Annotated in this window: 21 protein-coding genes; 19 read left to right on the top strand and 2 right to left on the bottom strand. The window is 32.0% G+C overall.

Going from position 1 to position 17,567, the window contains the following annotated elements:
• Positions 1-10 precede the first annotated feature (10 nt).
• The 13 genes from gpmI to H6411_RS00790 all read left to right on the top strand — a co-directional run bounded on the left by gpmI (position 11) and on the right by H6411_RS00790 (position 11,520).
• A complete protein-coding gene (gene gpmI, locus H6411_RS00850) occupies positions 11-1,531 on the top strand; it encodes a 2,3-bisphosphoglycerate-independent phosphoglycerate mutase (protein WP_216082768.1) in 1,521 nt (506 codons plus the stop codon).
• Positions 1,532-1,561: 30 nt separating this feature from the next.
• Entirely contained in the window at positions 1,562-1,942 is a 381-nt protein-coding gene (locus H6411_RS00845; RefSeq protein ID WP_216082767.1) for a nucleoside phosphorylase-I family protein, read from the top strand.
• A gap of 30 nt (positions 1,943-1,972) precedes the next feature.
• Complete coding sequence (locus tag H6411_RS00840; protein ID WP_216082766.1) at positions 1,973-2,248, top strand: hypothetical protein; 276 nt, start codon at positions 1,973-1,975, stop codon at positions 2,246-2,248.
• A 3-nt stretch (positions 2,249-2,251) separates the two neighbouring features.
• Positions 2,252-2,548, top strand: a complete 297-nt coding sequence (locus H6411_RS00835; protein WP_216082765.1) for a hypothetical protein — start codon at positions 2,252-2,254, stop codon at positions 2,546-2,548.
• Positions 2,549-2,554: 6 nt separating this feature from the next.
• Entirely contained in the window at positions 2,555-3,523 is a 969-nt protein-coding gene (locus tag H6411_RS00830) for a hypothetical protein (RefSeq protein ID WP_216082764.1), read from the top strand.
• A 4-nt stretch (positions 3,524-3,527) separates the two neighbouring features.
• A complete protein-coding gene (locus tag H6411_RS00825; protein ID WP_216082763.1) occupies positions 3,528-4,373 on the top strand; it encodes a hypothetical protein in 846 nt (281 codons plus the stop codon).
• Between the two features lie 6 nt (positions 4,374-4,379).
• A complete protein-coding gene (locus tag H6411_RS00820; protein ID WP_246307706.1) occupies positions 4,380-5,729 on the top strand; it encodes an ABC transporter ATP-binding protein in 1,350 nt (449 codons plus the stop codon).
• A 6-nt stretch (positions 5,730-5,735) separates the two neighbouring features.
• On the top strand, positions 5,736-6,596 hold the full coding sequence (locus tag H6411_RS00815; RefSeq protein ID WP_216082762.1) for an ABC transporter permease: 861 nt from the start codon (positions 5,736-5,738) through the stop codon (positions 6,594-6,596).
• The gene (locus tag H6411_RS00810; protein WP_216082761.1) at positions 6,589-7,446 is read left to right on the top strand and encodes an ABC transporter permease; all 858 of its coding nucleotides are present in this window, start codon (positions 6,589-6,591) and stop codon (positions 7,444-7,446) included. The genes H6411_RS00815 and H6411_RS00810 overlap by 8 nt, the downstream gene beginning before the upstream one ends.
• Positions 7,439-8,824 (top strand): type 2 periplasmic-binding domain-containing protein, encoded by a 1,386-nt coding sequence (locus tag H6411_RS00805; RefSeq protein WP_216082760.1) that lies wholly within the window; start codon positions 7,439-7,441, stop codon positions 8,822-8,824. The genes H6411_RS00810 and H6411_RS00805 overlap by 8 nt, the downstream gene beginning before the upstream one ends.
• A complete protein-coding gene (gene tsaD, locus H6411_RS00800; RefSeq protein WP_216082759.1) occupies positions 8,825-9,760 on the top strand; it encodes a tRNA (adenosine(37)-N6)-threonylcarbamoyltransferase complex transferase subunit TsaD in 936 nt (311 codons plus the stop codon).
• A 6-nt stretch (positions 9,761-9,766) separates the two neighbouring features.
• Entirely contained in the window at positions 9,767-10,858 is a 1,092-nt protein-coding gene (gene metK, locus H6411_RS00795; RefSeq protein WP_216082758.1) for a methionine adenosyltransferase, read from the top strand.
• Positions 10,859-11,070: 212 nt separating this feature from the next.
• Complete coding sequence (locus H6411_RS00790; protein WP_216082757.1) at positions 11,071-11,520, top strand: hypothetical protein; 450 nt, start codon at positions 11,071-11,073, stop codon at positions 11,518-11,520.
• A gap of 2 nt (positions 11,521-11,522) precedes the next feature.
• Here H6411_RS00790 and H6411_RS00785 read toward each other — a convergent pair whose 3' ends face one another.
• Complete coding sequence (locus H6411_RS00785; protein WP_216082756.1) at positions 11,523-11,921, bottom strand: hypothetical protein; 399 nt, start codon at positions 11,919-11,921, stop codon at positions 11,523-11,525.
• A gap of 353 nt (positions 11,922-12,274) precedes the next feature.
• Between H6411_RS00785 and H6411_RS00780 the strand changes: the two genes are divergently transcribed.
• On the top strand, positions 12,275-12,889 hold the full coding sequence (locus H6411_RS00780) for a hypothetical protein (RefSeq protein ID WP_216082755.1): 615 nt from the start codon (positions 12,275-12,277) through the stop codon (positions 12,887-12,889).
• 232 nt (positions 12,890-13,121) lie between these two features.
• Positions 13,122-13,973 carry a hypothetical protein gene (locus H6411_RS00775; protein WP_216082754.1) on the top strand — a complete coding sequence of 284 codons (852 nt, stop codon included), beginning with the start codon at positions 13,122-13,124 and terminating at the stop codon, positions 13,971-13,973.
• 249 nt (positions 13,974-14,222) lie between these two features.
• Here H6411_RS00775 and H6411_RS00770 read toward each other — a convergent pair whose 3' ends face one another.
• Positions 14,223-14,432 carry a hypothetical protein gene (locus H6411_RS00770; RefSeq protein ID WP_216082753.1) on the bottom strand — a complete coding sequence of 70 codons (210 nt, stop codon included), beginning with the start codon at positions 14,430-14,432 and terminating at the stop codon, positions 14,223-14,225.
• A gap of 124 nt (positions 14,433-14,556) precedes the next feature.
• Here H6411_RS00770 and H6411_RS00765 point away from each other — a divergent pair, with 124 nt between their 5' ends.
• The 4 genes from H6411_RS00765 (at position 14,557) to H6411_RS00750 (ending at position 17,331) form a co-directional block, all read left to right on the top strand.
• Complete coding sequence (locus tag H6411_RS00765; protein ID WP_216082752.1) at positions 14,557-15,147, top strand: hypothetical protein; 591 nt, start codon at positions 14,557-14,559, stop codon at positions 15,145-15,147.
• A 176-nt stretch (positions 15,148-15,323) separates the two neighbouring features.
• Positions 15,324-15,641 carry a hypothetical protein gene (locus H6411_RS00760; RefSeq protein WP_216082751.1) on the top strand — a complete coding sequence of 106 codons (318 nt, stop codon included), beginning with the start codon at positions 15,324-15,326 and terminating at the stop codon, positions 15,639-15,641.
• Between the two features lie 461 nt (positions 15,642-16,102).
• Entirely contained in the window at positions 16,103-16,264 is a 162-nt protein-coding gene (locus H6411_RS00755) for a hypothetical protein (RefSeq protein WP_216082750.1), read from the top strand.
• Positions 16,213-17,331, top strand: coding sequence for a hypothetical protein (locus H6411_RS00750; protein WP_216082749.1), 1,119 nt, complete (start codon positions 16,213-16,215; stop codon positions 17,329-17,331). Before H6411_RS00755 ends, H6411_RS00750 begins: the two co-directional genes overlap by 52 nt.
• Positions 17,332-17,567 lie beyond the last annotated feature (236 nt).

The following is a 17,567-nucleotide window of genomic DNA, read 5'->3' as shown; positions in this document are numbered from 1 at the left end:
AATTTGTATCATGACAAAAAGTTATAGGCCAGTAGTCCTATGTATTATGGACGGGTGGGGTCTAACTGAAAATAAGGTTGGTAATTCCCCTTTACTAGCCAAAACACCAACTATAGATTACTTAGTAGCTAATTATCCTAATTCCACTCTTAGTGCTTCAGGAGAAGCTGTAGGTTTACCTGATGGACAAATGGGTAATTCTGAAGTTGGACACATAAATTTAGGTGCAGGAAGAGTAGTATTCACTGGATTATCACTTATTAACAATTGCATTAAGAAAGGAGAATTAGGTCAACAACCAGCAGTTATTCAATTCTTTGATTTAGTTAAAGAGAGAAAATGTAAGCTACACTTCCTATCTCTTATCTCTGAAGGTGGAGTTCACTCCAATATGAATCACTTCATTGAATTTGCTAAGTTGTGTAAATCTAAAAATCAGCCTTATGTTCTTCATGCTTTCACAGATGGTAGAGATGTTTCTCCTAATGCTGCACAAACAGATTTCTTAAAAATAGTTGAAACTGTTGAACAAACAGGAGGAAGTATGGGAGTTATCTCTGGTAGATATTTCGCTATGGACAGAGATAAAAACTGAGATAGAGAGGAACAAGTATTTAAGTACCTAGTTGGGACAGACAGAACCGTAACCTATGATGATCCAATTCAATACATTAAGAAATCATATACAGAGGGAACAACCGATGAATTTATAAAACCTGCCATTTCTTCTAAATCCGAGAATTTAGCTATCGAAGACAATGATGTAGTAGTTTTCTTAAACTTCAGACCAGATAGAGCAAGACAGATTTCTCATATGCTTGTAGGTTCTAAAGACCTATATGACTATGTTCCATCAAAACAATTAAATAATGTTGCTCTATTTTCCTTAATGGATTATGAAAAGATAAATTTAACCGCAACACTATTCCCACCTTTTGACATCAAAAACACTTTAGGAGAAGTTTTGCATCAAGCAGGGCTTGCTCAACTTAGAATTGCGGAAACTGAAAAATATCCTCACGTTACTCATTTCTTTGATGGGGGTAAGACAGTTGAGTATCCAAAGATGAAGAAAATACTTATTCCATCTCCAAAAGTTGCTACTTATGACCTTAAGCCAGAGATGTCAGCTCCCGAAGTCTGCGATGCTTTATTAGCTGAGCTAGACAAAGTAGATTTAGTAATACTTAATTTTGCTAACCCAGATATGGTTGGACATAGTGGTTCTTTAGATGCGACTATTAAGGCCTGCGAGACAGTTGATACACAGATAGGAAGAATTTATAAGCGAATTCAAGAGTTAGGTGGGGTGTTAGTTGTTATAGCTGATCACGGAAATGCTGAAGTTATGATAACCGAAGATGGTAAACCACATACTGCGCATACAACTAACCTAGTTCCGTTTATTGTTTGCCAAAAAGACTTATCTCTACGAGATGATGGCGTATTAGGAGATATTGCCCCTACCCTTCTATATCTCCTTGGAGTTGAACAACCTTCAGAAATGACTGGAAAATGTTTGATTAAATAGGGATTTTGGAACTGGATATTTGAACAAATTATGAATATTGCACTGGTGATTGATGATCCAGCAAGGTTAGATTTTGTTATCTATGAATTATTGAAAGACACAAGGGAGTTAGATAATCTCTTTGGAATGCATGCCTATCAAGGCGACTATAAAGGTTCATTAGTAAAAGTTTTTTTTATAGGTTCAAATAAAGATTCAGTCGCATTGAGAACAGAAGATTTATTTCTTTTTGAAGATTTAGATTTAATTGTTAATGTTGGTTATTGTTATTGTTGACATGATTCTAAGAGAGTACATGATGGAGATCATGTATTAGTTACGGCAGTTAAGTGCGATAGCGATTACAGATCTTTGTTGAATCTAAATGATTTTCAGAACAAGAAATCATTGGAGTTAGATAAGAGGTTGTAAAAAAGAATATTAGATTTATCTAAAAAATATGTGGAAAATTTAATGCCTGTTTCTTGTTATTCTGTATCTAATGTATTTGGAGCTCCTCCTCTTCCAAGCGGAAAAATAACTTCTCCTTGTTTTGATAAGAAAGCTTTTGCTTTATATGAAATAGCTTTGAGACATAATAGGGATATGATTTGTTTATATGCAGTAAGAGATCCTGGTTTTTTAGATGTCCAACATTATTTATTAGAGAAAAGACAGTCAGATTTAGATTGTTTGATTAGATTAGCTTTAGAGTTTATTTTTAGATGTAGCTGCTAGATTATGGTTAAGAAGAATAAATTAGCTAAAAGAGTAATTAAGAAAATAACTCTTACTGAACTATTGAGAGAGATAATTTCTTTTAAGAAATATGGTAGAAAGTTATGAAGCAGAAGTGCTGCAATGAAAGGAGAATTTTCTAATTTTTCTTATAGTGATGATTCTTTTTTGAAACCTGGAAGGGAAGAAAATCCATTCATTATAGAAGCAGACATCGAACAAGAATTGATAAGTATTAATAAAACTATCACTAAGAATATAGAATTTTATTTGTCTTCAACTGATGAAGATATTTCATAATTTGATATGTTCGGAGAGACTTTGTTTGGTTTAGTTGATGATTCTGAGAAAGACAGGGAAGTAGATAATTCAGAACAATCCACTTCTGAATTATCTGAAACAGCATCTGAAACAGCATCTGAAACAGCATCTGAAACAGCATCTGAAACAGCATCTGAAACAGCATCTGAAACAGCATCTGAAACAGCAGATTTAGAAGAAAGCGAAAACACTGATGAAATTAAAGAAGAGACAGAAGGAGAAGAAATAAATGAAGAGATTTCTTTAGATCCAGAAAAAACTTTTGAAGAAGGTTTAGTTGAATCTTCTGAATTACCTGAACCAGAAATAGATGTTTCAAGTAGTGCAGTTCCTGAAAAGAAATACTTAAAGAAAGAAAACGATATCAGAAAGGGAGTTATTAACTTCTTTGAAGATGTAGAAGAAATAGGATTTGATGCTAAAGAAGTAGCTAAAAGACAAACAAGAGAATATAAATTCTTCCTTAAATTCCAGAAATATGCTCATGTTAGTCATTTTGTTAAGACAGATGAAATTGGAGCTCATACTTATGAAAAACAATATTGAAACTTATATTTATTCAATAGAGTTTGTTTCACAATAAGACAAATCTTTTCTCCTTTCTGTTCTAGTCCGTTTGATAAAGATGGAACTTGTCCTATGTTTGAAGCTGAAACCCTATTTAAACCACAAAAGTGTGTTGCTTATGTTGGTAGATCTAGATATCTAACAGAGATAAACTTTAAAAAGTTCTCAAAGGTTATGTCAGTTATTCATGCTGATATTTTTGAAGAACCATTAATAGGAGAAATAGATCCAGAAGAAACTATGTTAGATTGTGGTACTTTCCTTAGAAAAGGAGCAAGTCCTGTAGTAGCTCCTAAAGAAGAATCTAAGTCTAATGAAATTCCAGAAACAGTTATAGATAGACATGAATGACCAGCAGATGTAGCTCCACAATCACAACAACAATAAGACAATGGAATTCTTTAAGTCTAAAAATCAGGAGAAACCATACTACAACTCAGAGCAAATAGAAAGAAGGAATACTGATATTCCCGAATTAAAACATCTTCCTTGTTTCGAAAAACATAAGAAGAGTGCTAAGTTACTTTTCTCAGAACAAGAACCAGTTCTAGAACTTAAAAAGTTATCTCTTCCTCCTATACCAGCAAGTATTGAGTACTTACCGTCTAAGTATGAAAGAAAAAGACTTTCAGCTCTTGCTCCATTAAATAAAGAAGAGGAAGAAAAACAGGAGCAAACAAAAAAACTATCTAACTTAATAAAAGAAAGACTAGCTTCAGAATTAGATGAAGAAAGTGCAGGTTTTCAGTTTGATCCTGAACAACACGGTCATTATTTATCTTCTCTAACTAAAGAACCAGAAATAGCTTCACAGGAATGTGTTAGAGCCCCTCTTGCTTCTGATGAGCAAGTAGAAGAATTAACTAGATTACATTTACATTTATATTCAATACTTGCTTTAATACAGGAAACTAATCTAGCAAGTGACTTTAAAGCAGCTTATGATATTCAAGACAAGATCTCTTATATATTGACTAACAGAACTATTATGTTTGAAACACTAGTATTAGATCTAACTATTTATTTACAAGCAGTAATTGAGAAATTAGAGTTCTATCAGAGAGAAATTTATAAGAAACAACAGAAATTTATTTCTTTTAGTAGTAGAATTTCAAGATTAAAAGAATATAAATATAAGACAGATGAGTCATTTAAGTTAATAGACGATAGCAGAATGATTGCATACCAAGAACTAGATAAAAACTTTAAAGCGCTTGATCAGCAGCAAAAACAATAGGTAGAGTTGTCTACTTTTATTTCTCTTAAAGATATAAATAAGTCTTATTCAGAAAACAATAGGGTTCTAACGAAGTTTAATCTCGACATAGAAGAGGGTTCCTTTGTATCCATACTAGGAGCTTCTGGTTCAGGTAAATCTACAATACTTAATCTAATAGCTGGATTTATTAAGCCTGATTCGGGAAAGATATTGTTGAATGGAATAGATATAAAAGATATGCCTCCAAATCAAAGACCAACAGCTACTGTTTTTCAAGACTATGCTTTATTCCCAAACATGAATGTTTTTGAGAATATTGCTTTTGGTCTAAGAAAGATGTTTACAGATAGAGAAAATATATCTGCCAATATTCATAAGACTATACAGGCACAAATAGATAAATCTAGAACTAAGTCTAGGAATAAATTAGCAGTCTTATCATGCAGAGTGAATGTGTTATTTACTAAAAGGGAAGAGTTAACTAAAAAGTTAGCTAATTTAAAGGAAGGCACATGATCACACAAGTGACACTCTTTGTTATTGAAAAATATAAATGCTCAGATTAATGATTTAGATTACTGGAGATCATATTGAGAGTATTACTCAGTACTAAAGCAGAAAAAACTAATAAATAAGTACACAAAGAGACCACTAAATAAGAAGGAGATAAGGACTAGAGTTCAAAGAATTATTAATTTAGTTGGTCTAGAAGGGAAAGAACAAGCTAGTCATGATACTTTATCTGGAGGACAGAGACAGAGAGTAGCTTTAGCTAGAGCTATTATTACAGAACCCAAGATACTACTATTAGATGAACCTTTATCCGCTTTAGATGAAGAAGTAAGAGAAAAGTTACAACTTCAATTAAAGAATCTACATAAAAGATTGAAGATTACTTTCTTGTTGATCACTCATAATCAGAAGGAAGCTTTAGTTCTTTCAGACAAGATAGTTGTTTTAAGGAAAGGACAGATAGAACAAATAGGTACTCCTTCTGAACTATACGATTCACCAGTCAACACATGAGTAGCTACTTTTATGGGTAAAGCTAATATTTTTAGTGGTACATATTTAAGACCAGGAGTGATATTAGTTGGCAATAATGAGTTTACTACTGATGTATGCACTGGTTTTGAAGCTAATGAACCAGTTAATGTAATGATTAGACCAGAGGATTATGACGTTGTCGATGAAGACAAAGGTTTAGTGACCGTGACAGTGCTAGAAACCATATATAAGGGTCAATTATGGGAACTTAGATGTAGATTTTTAAATGAGATTATTTACGTTGAGAATATAGATGAGGTGTCTATAGGAAAGAGAATAGGTCTTGTATGAGATTCTATGGACGTACACGTCATGAAAGTGCCTTAAACAGAAATGTTTTATTTGGCACTTGAGAAGATTAAAAAATATAATCCTTATCTTGTTTTTTTTCATTTCTTTGTAATCTTATTTACATTTATTCCTTTCTTGATACTTGCTCTTAAAGCAGTTTCAGTCGAGCAAGGATCTTCTTTCATCGATAATACAGCTTTTGTTCATATAGGTTTACTTTTTTCCTTAATCAGAAGTTTTTGGGTAGCAACTTGAACCTTGTTAATAGTTATGGTTATTGGATATCCATTTGCCTATTTAGTAGCTAATTTAAAGAGTTCTATTTTTAAAGTACTTATTGTTTCTCTAGTTACTGCTCCTCTATGAAGTAGTTTCTTTGTTAAGTTAGTTGGATTAAAGAGTTTCTTTGATTTAGTCTATGGAGATGTGAATAGTACTAGAGGTCTTGCTTATGTAATTATTGGTCTTGTTTATATATATTTGCCTATAGCTATATTGAATTTCTACAACATTATTAGCAGCATTCCTAAAAATATAATTAACGCTTCTTTAGATTTGGGAAGTAGTAGGTTGGAATCAGCTATTAAGATAGTTATTCCTTATACTAAGAAATCCATTGTTGCTGTTTTTTTCTTAGTTTTTTTGCCCGCTGTTACTTCTATTAGTGTGGCTGATTTTCTTAACTGCGAGCAAGGTTCTAAATTGATAGCCCAGAACATTCATTCTTTGGTTCAGTCAGGAAATACTGGATCTATCTCAAACAATAGATTGTCTTTTGTTACTTTGTTCATTGCCTATGTAATGTTTGTCATATTTTGTTGTTTCTATGGTTTTAAGTCTATATTCGTAAAAATAAAAAGAGATTTACATAGGAGGTTCGGTAGATTTTCAATTCATGGTTAACTTTTGGCTTAATGCTACTGATATTAATTTTTGGAGAAGATTGTTTCAGAAATGGTTCTTATTTATTGTTCTTTTTGGTTTATATGTTCCTCTTATTTGTTTTATATTCCTGTCTTTTAATGAGAAATCTACTAAGGGCACTGTTCCTACTGTATTAGGTTCCTTTAATGGAATTCAGAATTATGTGGAATTCTTTACTACTAGCTTAGATAGTACTAATGTAGGCCCTTCTCTTGTCAATTCTTTAATAATTGCCTTTATTTCTATTCCTATTTCTTTATTTATAGGTTTATTGACTACTGTTAGTATCTGAAAAAACTATGGTAAGGGTCAAAAATATACATTCTTATTCTGTAACATAACTATTTCTTGTCCAGATATAGTACAAGCCATAGCTTTCTCCTTTTTATTTGCTACTCTGATAGTTCCCCTGGGTATTAATTTAGGTTTTTTTACTGTAATTCTTACCCACATAGCTTTGCAAATACCTTATGTAGTGATCTTTTTATATCCAAAATTAAGTAAATTGAATATCAATTTACTCAGGGCTTCTTATGATTTGAATTTCCATTTTTTTGAATCCATTATCTACGTAATACTACCTAGTTTGGTTTCAAATATATTAGGCGCCGCATTACTGGCTTTCACTATTTCTTTTGATGATTACATCATTACTAATTTAGTTAGAGGAGGTGTAAATACCATCTCTACTGAGTTATACAGCATGAAAACGGGCATTAAAATATGAGCCTCTGTTTTTGGCTCTTTAGTGATAGTAGGCGTAACTACTATTGTTTTAGGATTTAATTGTTACCAGATGTTTAGGAATAAGAATAAAGAAAATGCTTAACTTATTCCATAAATGCGCTTTAGGAACATTTGCGTGAGGAACTTCTTTCTCAAGCTTAATGGTAGTCAAGTATGCTAACGCACCCAAGGATCCGATAATTTTTGGCATATATGAAGATTACATAGCTCCTGAATTAGCTGTTGATGCTAATAATGAATATCAGATATATCTAGATTACTTTATTCATGATCAGGTAGTACATGATAGATTCAGCAAGGGAATCTATGATATGTCTGTAGTTAGCACTTCTATTCTGGAAGAACTAATGGAATCTGATTTGGTTAATGAGATAGATTGGAAGAAGTTGAAGTTGGTCACGAGGCATACTCACGATAAGGAGTATGACAAGGCCGCAAATTATGAAAAGATAGACAATGGATGGGAGGCTATCTCTCTTTTCTCTGGAATTGTTAGAGCTATTCTTCAGTCTAATCCTAATCTAATTAGATATGGGATTCCTTATTTTATGAATAAGTTGAGTTTTTGTTATAGGGGCTCAGAAATAGAAGGTTTAAAAGAAAAAGTAACCTGAAAAACATTAGTAGAAGAAATATCTAAGGATAGTAGGTTTTATTCTAAAAATGGAAAGTCTAAATTAGGGTTAATGGATGATCCCAGGACTGTTCTCTCTTTATCTAGATTTGTAGCTGGAGAAAAAAGTGTTAATCCCGCTCCAGGACTGTATAGAGATCACTCTTCTATATACGACACATATACAGAACTACTTAAATATTTAAATAAAAATAAGATGGGCTCTAATTTCTTATTTTTATCTCCTTATTCTTCAGCATTAGTTGATAGTTTGGCATATGGAGATATAAAGGGAGCTATCATGTATAACGCTGATTGTTTATACACTTCATATGGAGGTAATTTAGGACTTAATTATGTCCCACATGATTTACATTTAGTAGATATAGAGACTGATATCTATTTCCTAGATTTCATAGTTATCTCTAATAAATTGAGTGAAACAAAAATAGAAAAAGTTTATGAGTTTTACAAAAAAATGCTTATGAATGGGCATAATAAAGGTAGAAAGATATTGAGTATTAGCAAGAATGATACACATGATGAAACTAGCGAAGAATATTTATATGAACCAACTCAGAACTTTGATTATGTCCGGTATACTCCAGTATTAAGAAACTTACATACCCATGCAGCTAGAAGATACTTCAATGATGATTCTGAGATGGGTTCAATTACAGACAAAGATAAACAAGAAAAAATGAAACAACTAAGAAGACGGGCAATGGCAACTCCGTGAGTACAAAGTACAAGCAAAGATATAAAAAATCTATATGAATCCTCTTTCAGCTCTAAAACTAAAAGTGATATGTTGATAGCCTTCGAAAAATTTAAGGCACATCTTTAGGTGAAAAGTAGTTTAATTTTAGGAATAGAGACTAGTTGTGACGATACTTCAGTAGCTCTAGTCAGAAACAATAAATTATTAGATTGTATAGTTATCTCCTCAGCAGAATTGCAAGCTAATTTCGGAGGAGTCGTACCCGAATTAGCTGCAAGAGAACATGAGAAATATCTATTGCCTTCAATAAGAGAACTACTTGCTAGAACTGGAGTATACTGAAGAGAAGTAACCCATATTGCCTATACAAGTCAACCAGGTTTAGTAGGTTGTTTATTAGTAGGACAAGTATTTGCTAAGACACTATCTTTAGCAAGCAATAAACCATTAATAGCCGTTGATCATATATATAGTCATATATTTTCTGTAGGATTAACTTCTCCTATTAAATTCCCTTTCTTAGCTTTAGTTATCTCCGGGAAAACAACTGCCTTATATTTTGTAAATAGTTTTACTGATATTGAATTATTAGAAGATACAGCAGATAATGCTATAGGAGAGGTATATGATAAGGTAGCCAGAGAGTTAGGACTTAAGTATCCAGGAGGTGCAGCTATAGATGCTTTATTCAATAGAGATAGGAAAGTACCTAACTTATTAAAACATAAGACTAATCCAGCTCAGAGATTTAGCTATTCTGGAATACTTAGTGCAGTTGTTAGATTGTGTAAATTTATAGATAGAACAGGGATAGAAAATAGAAATGAGTATGTAGCTACTATGTTTCAAAAATGAGTTATTGATGGCTTGATAAGTAAATTGAAATATTGAATTAACAAGAAAGATGTTCGTTGTGTATATGTTTCTGGAGGAGTAGCAGCTAATAAATATTTAAGAGAAGAATTAGAGAAAATAAATACTGATGTGTTTGTAGTTGATAAGAAATTCTCTGGAGATAATGCAGCAATGGTAGCTTTCTATGCTTCTCATTTAATTAAGTAATTTAATTTGAAAATACAAGTATCTGAATCAGTAGGATTAGGACATCCAGACAAAATAGCTGATGTTATTGCAGATAAGTTATTGGAAGTAGTACTAGAGAAGGATATAAGAGCACAATTTGCTTGTGAAGTATTGACTTCTCAGAATTTAATAGTAGTAGCCGGAGAACTAACAACTTCCTATAAGGAAAAATTAGATGTTGAAGGAATAGTAAGCGAAATATTACTGAATCTAGGATATGAGGTAAGTAGATTCAGTATTGTTTCTAATTTAAAAGAACAGAGTTTAGATATTAGATCTACTTCTATAGAAGGAGGTATAGTCTCTGGAGATCAAAGTGTTGTATTAGGTTATGCAAGTAATGAGACTACCAACTATATGCCCTTAGCTTTTAATGTAGCTACTGATTTAACTAGAACACTAAATAACTGTATTAGTAATAATGAGATAGTTGGAGGTAAGTATGACTGTAAGAGTCTAGTTGTTATAGAGGATAAGAAGATTAGGACTCTTATATTGTCTGTTCAACATGATATAGATGTAGATCTAGGTTTATTTAAAGAAGAGCTATATAGCAAGGTAGTGCTTCCTTCTTTAAATAAATACTCTTTAGTTTTTGATAAGTCTGATTTATTGATAAATCAGTCAGGTAAGTTTGTAATAGGAGGATTAGATGCTGATACAGGTTTAACTAATAGGAAACTAATAGTAGATTCCTATGGTACTAGTGTTAGACATGGAGGTGGAGGATATTCTGGTAAGGATCTAACTAAGGTAGATAGATTAGGAGCTTATTATGCTAGATGAATGTGTAAGAATATTGTTGCTGCTGGACTATGTAGTTATTTAGAGTTAGAACTTGTATTTCATTATGGTTCTGCAGAACCATTAATAATTATTAAGAATACTGATTCTTTACATGATTTAAAGAGTATTATTCCTAAAGTATTTCCTATTAAGTTTGCAGAGATATATGAGTTATTTAATAAACCTATTAAATACTCTAAGTTAGCTTGTTATGGTCATTTTGGTAGAGAAGAGTTAGATTTACCTTGAGAGAAATTAGATATGGTTGATAAATTGAAAAGTATTCTTTAATTAACTATTAGTTTTTTCAAAAATTAGTTCTGGATATTAGATTAAATTTGGAATAATTTTTTTTATTTTCAAATATTTTTGTGTATAAAATTTCTGCTGTTCTAAACGGAATATTTTATGTTTATAGCTCTTGGAATAGGTCTTTTCACGATTTTTAGTCTTGCTGTAACAGCAATTGGCGTTTTATTTTGTTGAGGATGTTTTGGCTCTAAATGTTCAACCCCCCCTCTAACAACAGAAGTTCATTAACGGTTTCGCATCAATCAGAAGATCCGACAGTAGCGCTTATAGAACCTGATTTAAATAAAGAAGAGAAATTAGAGCTTGAAGAAAGAGAGAAAGAACTTGCTGAACAAGAAAAAAAATTAGCTGAGCAACAAGAGAAAGATAGAGATAGTTATTTAGGTTATTTGGAAGCTGTTGAAAAAGACAAATGAGATAGATACCAAAAAAAATTAGATGAAGAAAAAAAACAGAAAGAAGCAGAAGAAGAGGATCTTAATGATTGAAAAAAAGAAAATCTTATTTTCTGATTTGAAGATTTTTTCTGTACAAGGAAAACACTTATAAAGAATATATTTATAAATCTTTTTAAATTTGTTTTTTATACACTTGTTATCCCAATAGTTGTTCAATTGATATGTTCAAAACTAAAAATATAAATTTATTTTCTAGGCCTTAATTCAGGATGTAATTTATAGAATTCTTCCGCTCTTTCTCTAATTTCTCTTAATCTTTTTCTGTCGAATCACTCTAACATTCTGTCTTCAAAACTCTTTCTAAATAATACTTTTCTTAAATCATCTACTAGTTTAAAACCACTTGTATCGTATCTGTCTTTTGAGACAGCCGCATTAGCTCTAAAAGCAGCTATAGTTTTCTCTATTTCTTTTTTTGCTCTTCTTCGACCATGAATAGATACTAAGTCTGAAAAACCTCCATCCATTTGCTCCTGAAAGGTATATATTCCATTTATATCTACAGCTAATTTCTTAACTTCCTCTTCTGTTAGGAAGGAAAGAACTAACTTCATAATTTTTCTCTTGCTGGCTGTAAATAACATAACTTGTTTTGCTTAACTCCTTTTAAATAACTGATTTAGGTTTTTGCTTGCATCTCTGAAAATATATCTTTTTTCCTTTTATTTGATATATAGAAACTACTTGTCTTGCGCCTTAGAGTACTTTAAATGGGAATAGATTCTGTCTTTGTTTATTTCAAAAATTAGATCTAAATAATCGATTAAATTTGAAATAATTTTTTTTCATTTTTGAATAATTTTATGTATAAAATCTTGAGCTTTCAAACACAAAAATAACTCATGTTTATAGCTCTTGGTATTGGTCTTTTTACGATTTTTAGTCTTGCAGTAACAGCAATTGGTGTTTTATTTTGTTGAGGATGTTTTGGCTCTAAATGCTCAACCCCCCCTCTAACAACAGAGATTTATTAACGGTTTCTTATCAAGCAAAAGAACCAACAGTAGCAGAAGTAGATCCCGGCTTAAAAGAAGAGAGTTTAGAACTTAAGAAGGAAGAGGGGCAGAGCAAAGAAGCTAAACAGAAAGCAGAAGCTGAAAAGAAAGCATGAGAGTATGAAGAAGGATATTGAAATTCTCTTCAGAGATTAGTAAATGAAGAAAATGGAAAGAGAGATGAGGAAGAAGTAGTGCAAGCTTTAGAACAAATATCAGAATTTCTAGAATCAGCGTTGGAAGCACATAGTATGGAGGGAGGTGGAGAAGATAAAAATACTTTGAAAAAATCAAGACCAAGAAGAAGTGGCGGAAAAAGAGATAGAGAAGAAATTTTTGAACAATTAGCAAGATTATCTACTCAAGCAAGAGATAAATTAGGATCGCAAGATGAATGAGGCGTTGCCAAGATTTTAGATAGTGTTTCTTCAGGAGACGGACAAGTTCTGAGTTCTCGGCAGTTAAGGTATGCTTTGGGGAATTTTATGGGGTGCGGAGATAGAATGTGAATGGGTTGATCTGGTGGAGGATGTGATAAGTGACGTAGCGATGCCTAAGATGATACTGGAGTAGGTTATGGAGATTGGGGCGGTTTTTTAAAAGAAATTTTTACAGCTGACAAAGTTGGTCTTGAAGCAACAGGATTACTTTTAAAAATGTATAAGGAAGATTGACTACCAGATAAAATCCAATTTTCTTTTTAGAATTACCAATTAAATCTAAAACTTAGTGAAACTTGAAATAAATACGCACATATATAAAATTTCGATATTTTAAGCTAAACAATACATGTTTATAGCCCTTGGTATTGGTTTTTTTACTCTTCTCGGTTTTGCAGTAACTGGAATTTCTTGTTTATTTGGTTGAGCACTTTTTGGTTCTAAATCCTGCACCCCCCCCCTAAATGGTAGATCTACATTAACAGTTTCATTTCAGAAAACAGATTTAATAGTAGCACCAGAAAATCTTAGTTTAGAAGAAACAAAAGCAGAGAAGTTAGAGTCTAAAGAAGAAGAAGAAAGCAAAATAAGAAAACCTAAAGATGCGGAGGAACAAAATGGATTACAGGAAAAAGAAAAATTAGATAAAGAACAAGCAAAAAGAGAAGAACAAGAAAGATTAGATAGAGAAAAAAAGGAAAAAGAAGAAAGAGAGCGACAGCTTCTTGAACAAAAAAGACAGGAAGAAGAAGCAGCAAGAAAGGCTCAAGAGGAACAAAAAAGGATGGAGGCAGAAAGGCGAGCTAAAGAAGAAGAAGCAAAAAGATTAGCTGAAAAGATAAAACGAGAAAAAGAAGATGAAATATTAGAAAAACTTGTAAATGAGTTGACAGCTGTATTGAGTGTAGCAACTGTTAAGAAAACAGAAGCTCCGGGTCGGGCAAAAGTGACAGTAATAAATGCAGGAAAAAGAAGTAGACGAGATCTTCTTAACGAACTAAGAGAACTGACAAGAGAAGTGCAGAAAGCACTAAAAGAAAATATTTGATTTAGAACGCAAAATGCTAATAGTCTTTTAAGTGAGCTTATTATGGTCGATGAGCAAACAATAAATTTGGAAAAACTAAAGTGTTTTTTAGAGAATCTTGGTGAGTGCGCAAAGAATTGAAAGGATGGTTTTGGATGTAAGAAGTTAAATTAAAAATTAGACTATTTTTTTATCTCTTTAAGAAATTAAACAAGAATAGATTTTGTCTTTGTTTTCTTCAAAAATTAGATCTAAAAGTTAGTGAAATTTGAAACAATTTTTTTTATTTTCAAATAGTTTATGTATAAAATTCTGAGCTTTCAAACACAAAATAGCTTATGTTTATAGCTCTTGGAATAGGTCTTTTTACAGTCTTCAGTTTTGTATTAGCAAGTTTTGGTTTTCTTTATTGCCGAGGGTGTTTTAAAACCCAAACCCCCCCTTTAATGAAATCAGTTCAGTAGAAGTTGCTCCGGATCAGCATCAGATACCTACTGTAGCACTTATAGGTTCTGATTTAGGTGAAGAACATAATCAAGAAAAATTAGAAGTTAAGTCTCCTATTGATTTAAAAGAGTACGATTTAATTTGTGTAGATTCTAGTGTTTGAACTTTTGTTAGGAACGGATTCAAGAATAAGTTTTCAGATGATCAGATCAGAGCAATTTTAGGAGTTTTTGGGTGTGTTTCTGGTGCTTCACCTAAATCAACAAAAGAACTTCCTAGATTATCGGGAACTTCTCATTCAAATTGAGTAGTGAAAAGAAAATCTGATTTACAACTTTCTGGATCATCTGGAGATTCTTATTCAACCTGATCCATGAGAGGAGAACTCGATTTTATTTCTTTAAAGAAATCAGAAGGAGAAAGAGACAGTAAATTTGAAGCTGGAGAGAGTGGTTTTGATGTAGTTCTAGACGTAGAATCAGTTTCAAATGATGCATATTTTTCTTCCGATTTTTGTGATTCTGAGGCAGCAAGTTCTTCTTTATATGGAATTAGCGAAGAAGGTATTTTGCTTCAAGAGATGGACAAGGAAGTTTTTGTCGGAAAAGGAATGAAGACTGTAGAATTTCCTTCATTTGAAGACAAGGGAAAACCGGATTTGGCACAAATTGTTGAAAGATTGCGAGCGAAGGTAGAGAAAGACGACTCGAAAAAATACGAAGATCTTTTTAAGAGACTAGAAGAATTGGTAAGACAAGCAAGAGAAGAGTTAAGAACTGATATTGAAGAAGGTTATGGAAATATTGATCTTTTTTTAGGACAAATTCTTGTTGCAAAAGGAGAAGATATTGATCTTAAAGAATTAGAAGAAATTATCAAAGCGCATGATGAGCAGGATTAGACATCAACAAAAATTTAATTAAGGGCAATCTAATTTAATACTTTTCCATAGTTGTTAATTTTTATCGTTTGAGAAGTAATTTTTTTTAAATTTAGGGAAATTTAATAAATTTATTTAAAAAAAATTTTCATTTTGACCGTTCGTACTTAAAATAAATTTTCGTAAATTATTAGATTATGTTTGTAGAAGGAATTTTGGGGCTTGTTTCATTTCCTTGTGGAAGTGTTTGTGATGCTTATCCACAAATATTTAATTTATTTCTTGAAGATGAATTAAGAGAAAGAGAGGAAGCTAGTTTAATGACCGAACCTAAACCTTGCCCTCTTGGTTTAACTTTTGAAGATTTCTTGAAAAATTACGAAGAAACTGATGTTCAAAAAGATAAGCCAAGAAAGCTGTGTTGAAAATACGAAGAATATAAAGATCCTGTTACCGGAAAGAATAAAAGTGTGAAAATTAAACATTATTCCAGATTCTCTGATCTTTGCGCTTAAGATTTAAATTTTTCTTTTTTGCAGTAGTTTTTCTATATTTCTATTTATTGAAGCAATAGAGGAAGATCTGAAAGGTTAATTAAACTTGAAATAATTTTTTTTATTTTCAAATAGTTTATGTATAAAATTTCTGCTTTTTAGGCTGAATATTTCATGTTCATAGCACTTGGAATAGGTCTTTTTACAGTTTTCAGTTTTGTACTAACAAGTTTCGGTTTCTTGTATTGTTGAGGATGTTTTAAAACCCAAACCCCCCCCCTAATAGCATCAGTTCAGTAGAAGTTGCTTCTGATCTTACTCAGACACCTACTGTAGCACTTGTAGGCTCCAGTTCAGGAGAAGAACTTGAGAAAGAAAAGCAACAAGAGTTAGAAGTTAAATCTTCTGTTGACTTAAAAGAACATGGTTTAATTTGCGTAGACCCTAAAGTTTGACCTTTCTTTGTGAAAAGTTTTGAGCATATGTTCCCAGGAGAGGATATGAGAACGGTTGCAAAAATTGTTGAGTGTCTTTCTGGTGATTCCCCTCAATTAAAAGAACTTTCTGGATCATCTGGAGTTTCTGATGCAGGTTGACGTTTAGATTATGGATCTTCTACTTCTTTAGTACAAGCAGCACATTAGAAGTTGCTGATTCATCTGGGACACCTACTTTAGCACTTGTAAATTCTGGTTTAGATGAAGAACCAGAGGAAAACCGACAAGAAGAATTAGAAGTTAAGTTTTCTGTTGAAAATTTAGAAGAGCATGGTTTAATTTGTGTAGATTCCAGAATTTGACCTTTTTTTAGGAAAGGTTTTGAGGATAGGTTCTCAGAAAAAGACATGAGAACAGTTTTAAAAATTGTTGAGTGCCCTTCTGGTTATTCTTCTGATTTAAACAAACTTTCTGGATCATTTGGTGTTTCTCCTGAAAGTTTGGAAATGTGAGGTAGAACTGATTTAGGTTCTTTAGGAGGAGAAAGAAGTGTTGAAATTAAAGAAGAGGGCAATTCTGCTGAGCAAATAAAAGTTTTTGGCTATGGTTCTTATGCGGAAGAAACATTTTTGAAGTCCGGCTTTTCTTTAGAGGATACTTTTCAAATTGAAAAGGAAGAGAATATTACTCCCTCAAGCAGTATAGTGATGTTTGAATTTAAAGATGCAGATTTAGCCCAGGAGAAAGTCGGAACTAGAACCAAGGAAGAAGAAATTATTGAAAAAATAGAAAAAGAATTGGAAGTATTAAAACCAAACGAAGAAGATATAAGGCTTTTTGAGAGGTTCAAGAAGTTGTTACTAGGAGCGTATGAAGAATTAGGATCTGGCGTTGATCACTTGAGCATTAAGTCTATGTTAAGAGAACTTCTTACAGCAGACGAAATTTGTTTCGCAAAAATAAAGGAAATAATGAAAGAATATGATGATGAAGAGGAAGTTAGGGTTGAAGGACTATTTGTACTTGCAGAAAAGAGACAAAAGGATTTAGGGCAAGTTGTCGAAAGATTGAAATCGCAAGTGGGATTTGACTTGAAAAAATATGAAAAGCTTTCTGCGAGATTAGATGAATTGGTAGGGAAGGCAAGAGGCGGAATAAGACATAATTCAGAAGGATTAAGAGAGCTTGATGGATTTTTAGCAGGAATTCTTTTTTCGGATGAAATTGATCTTAAAACTTTAGAACAAATGATTGAAGAACATGATGCAGATTAGTTATCAGCAAAATTTAATAACTTCTTAGAATTGGCAATTTAAGTACTGAGAATTTATTTTCAAAAACTTAGACTTAAAAGGAAATTAGAAAGATATAGCCAACACTCTTTCTAATTTCAAAATCATTACATGAATTAGCTATCTCTTAAATAATTAGTTCTTTCTTTCTGGAATATTAATTTCATCCAAAACCTACTTAAAGGGAATATTAAGTATTTAGGTTTGATGAATAATAA

Source organism: Candidatus Mycoplasma haematohominis, from assembly GCF_902712995.1.
In the GTDB taxonomy this organism is placed as follows: Bacteria; Bacillota_I; Bacilli_A; order Mycoplasmatales; family Mycoplasmoidaceae; genus Eperythrozoon_B; species Eperythrozoon_B haematohominis.
This window is presented reverse-complemented; position numbering and strand designations above follow the sequence as displayed.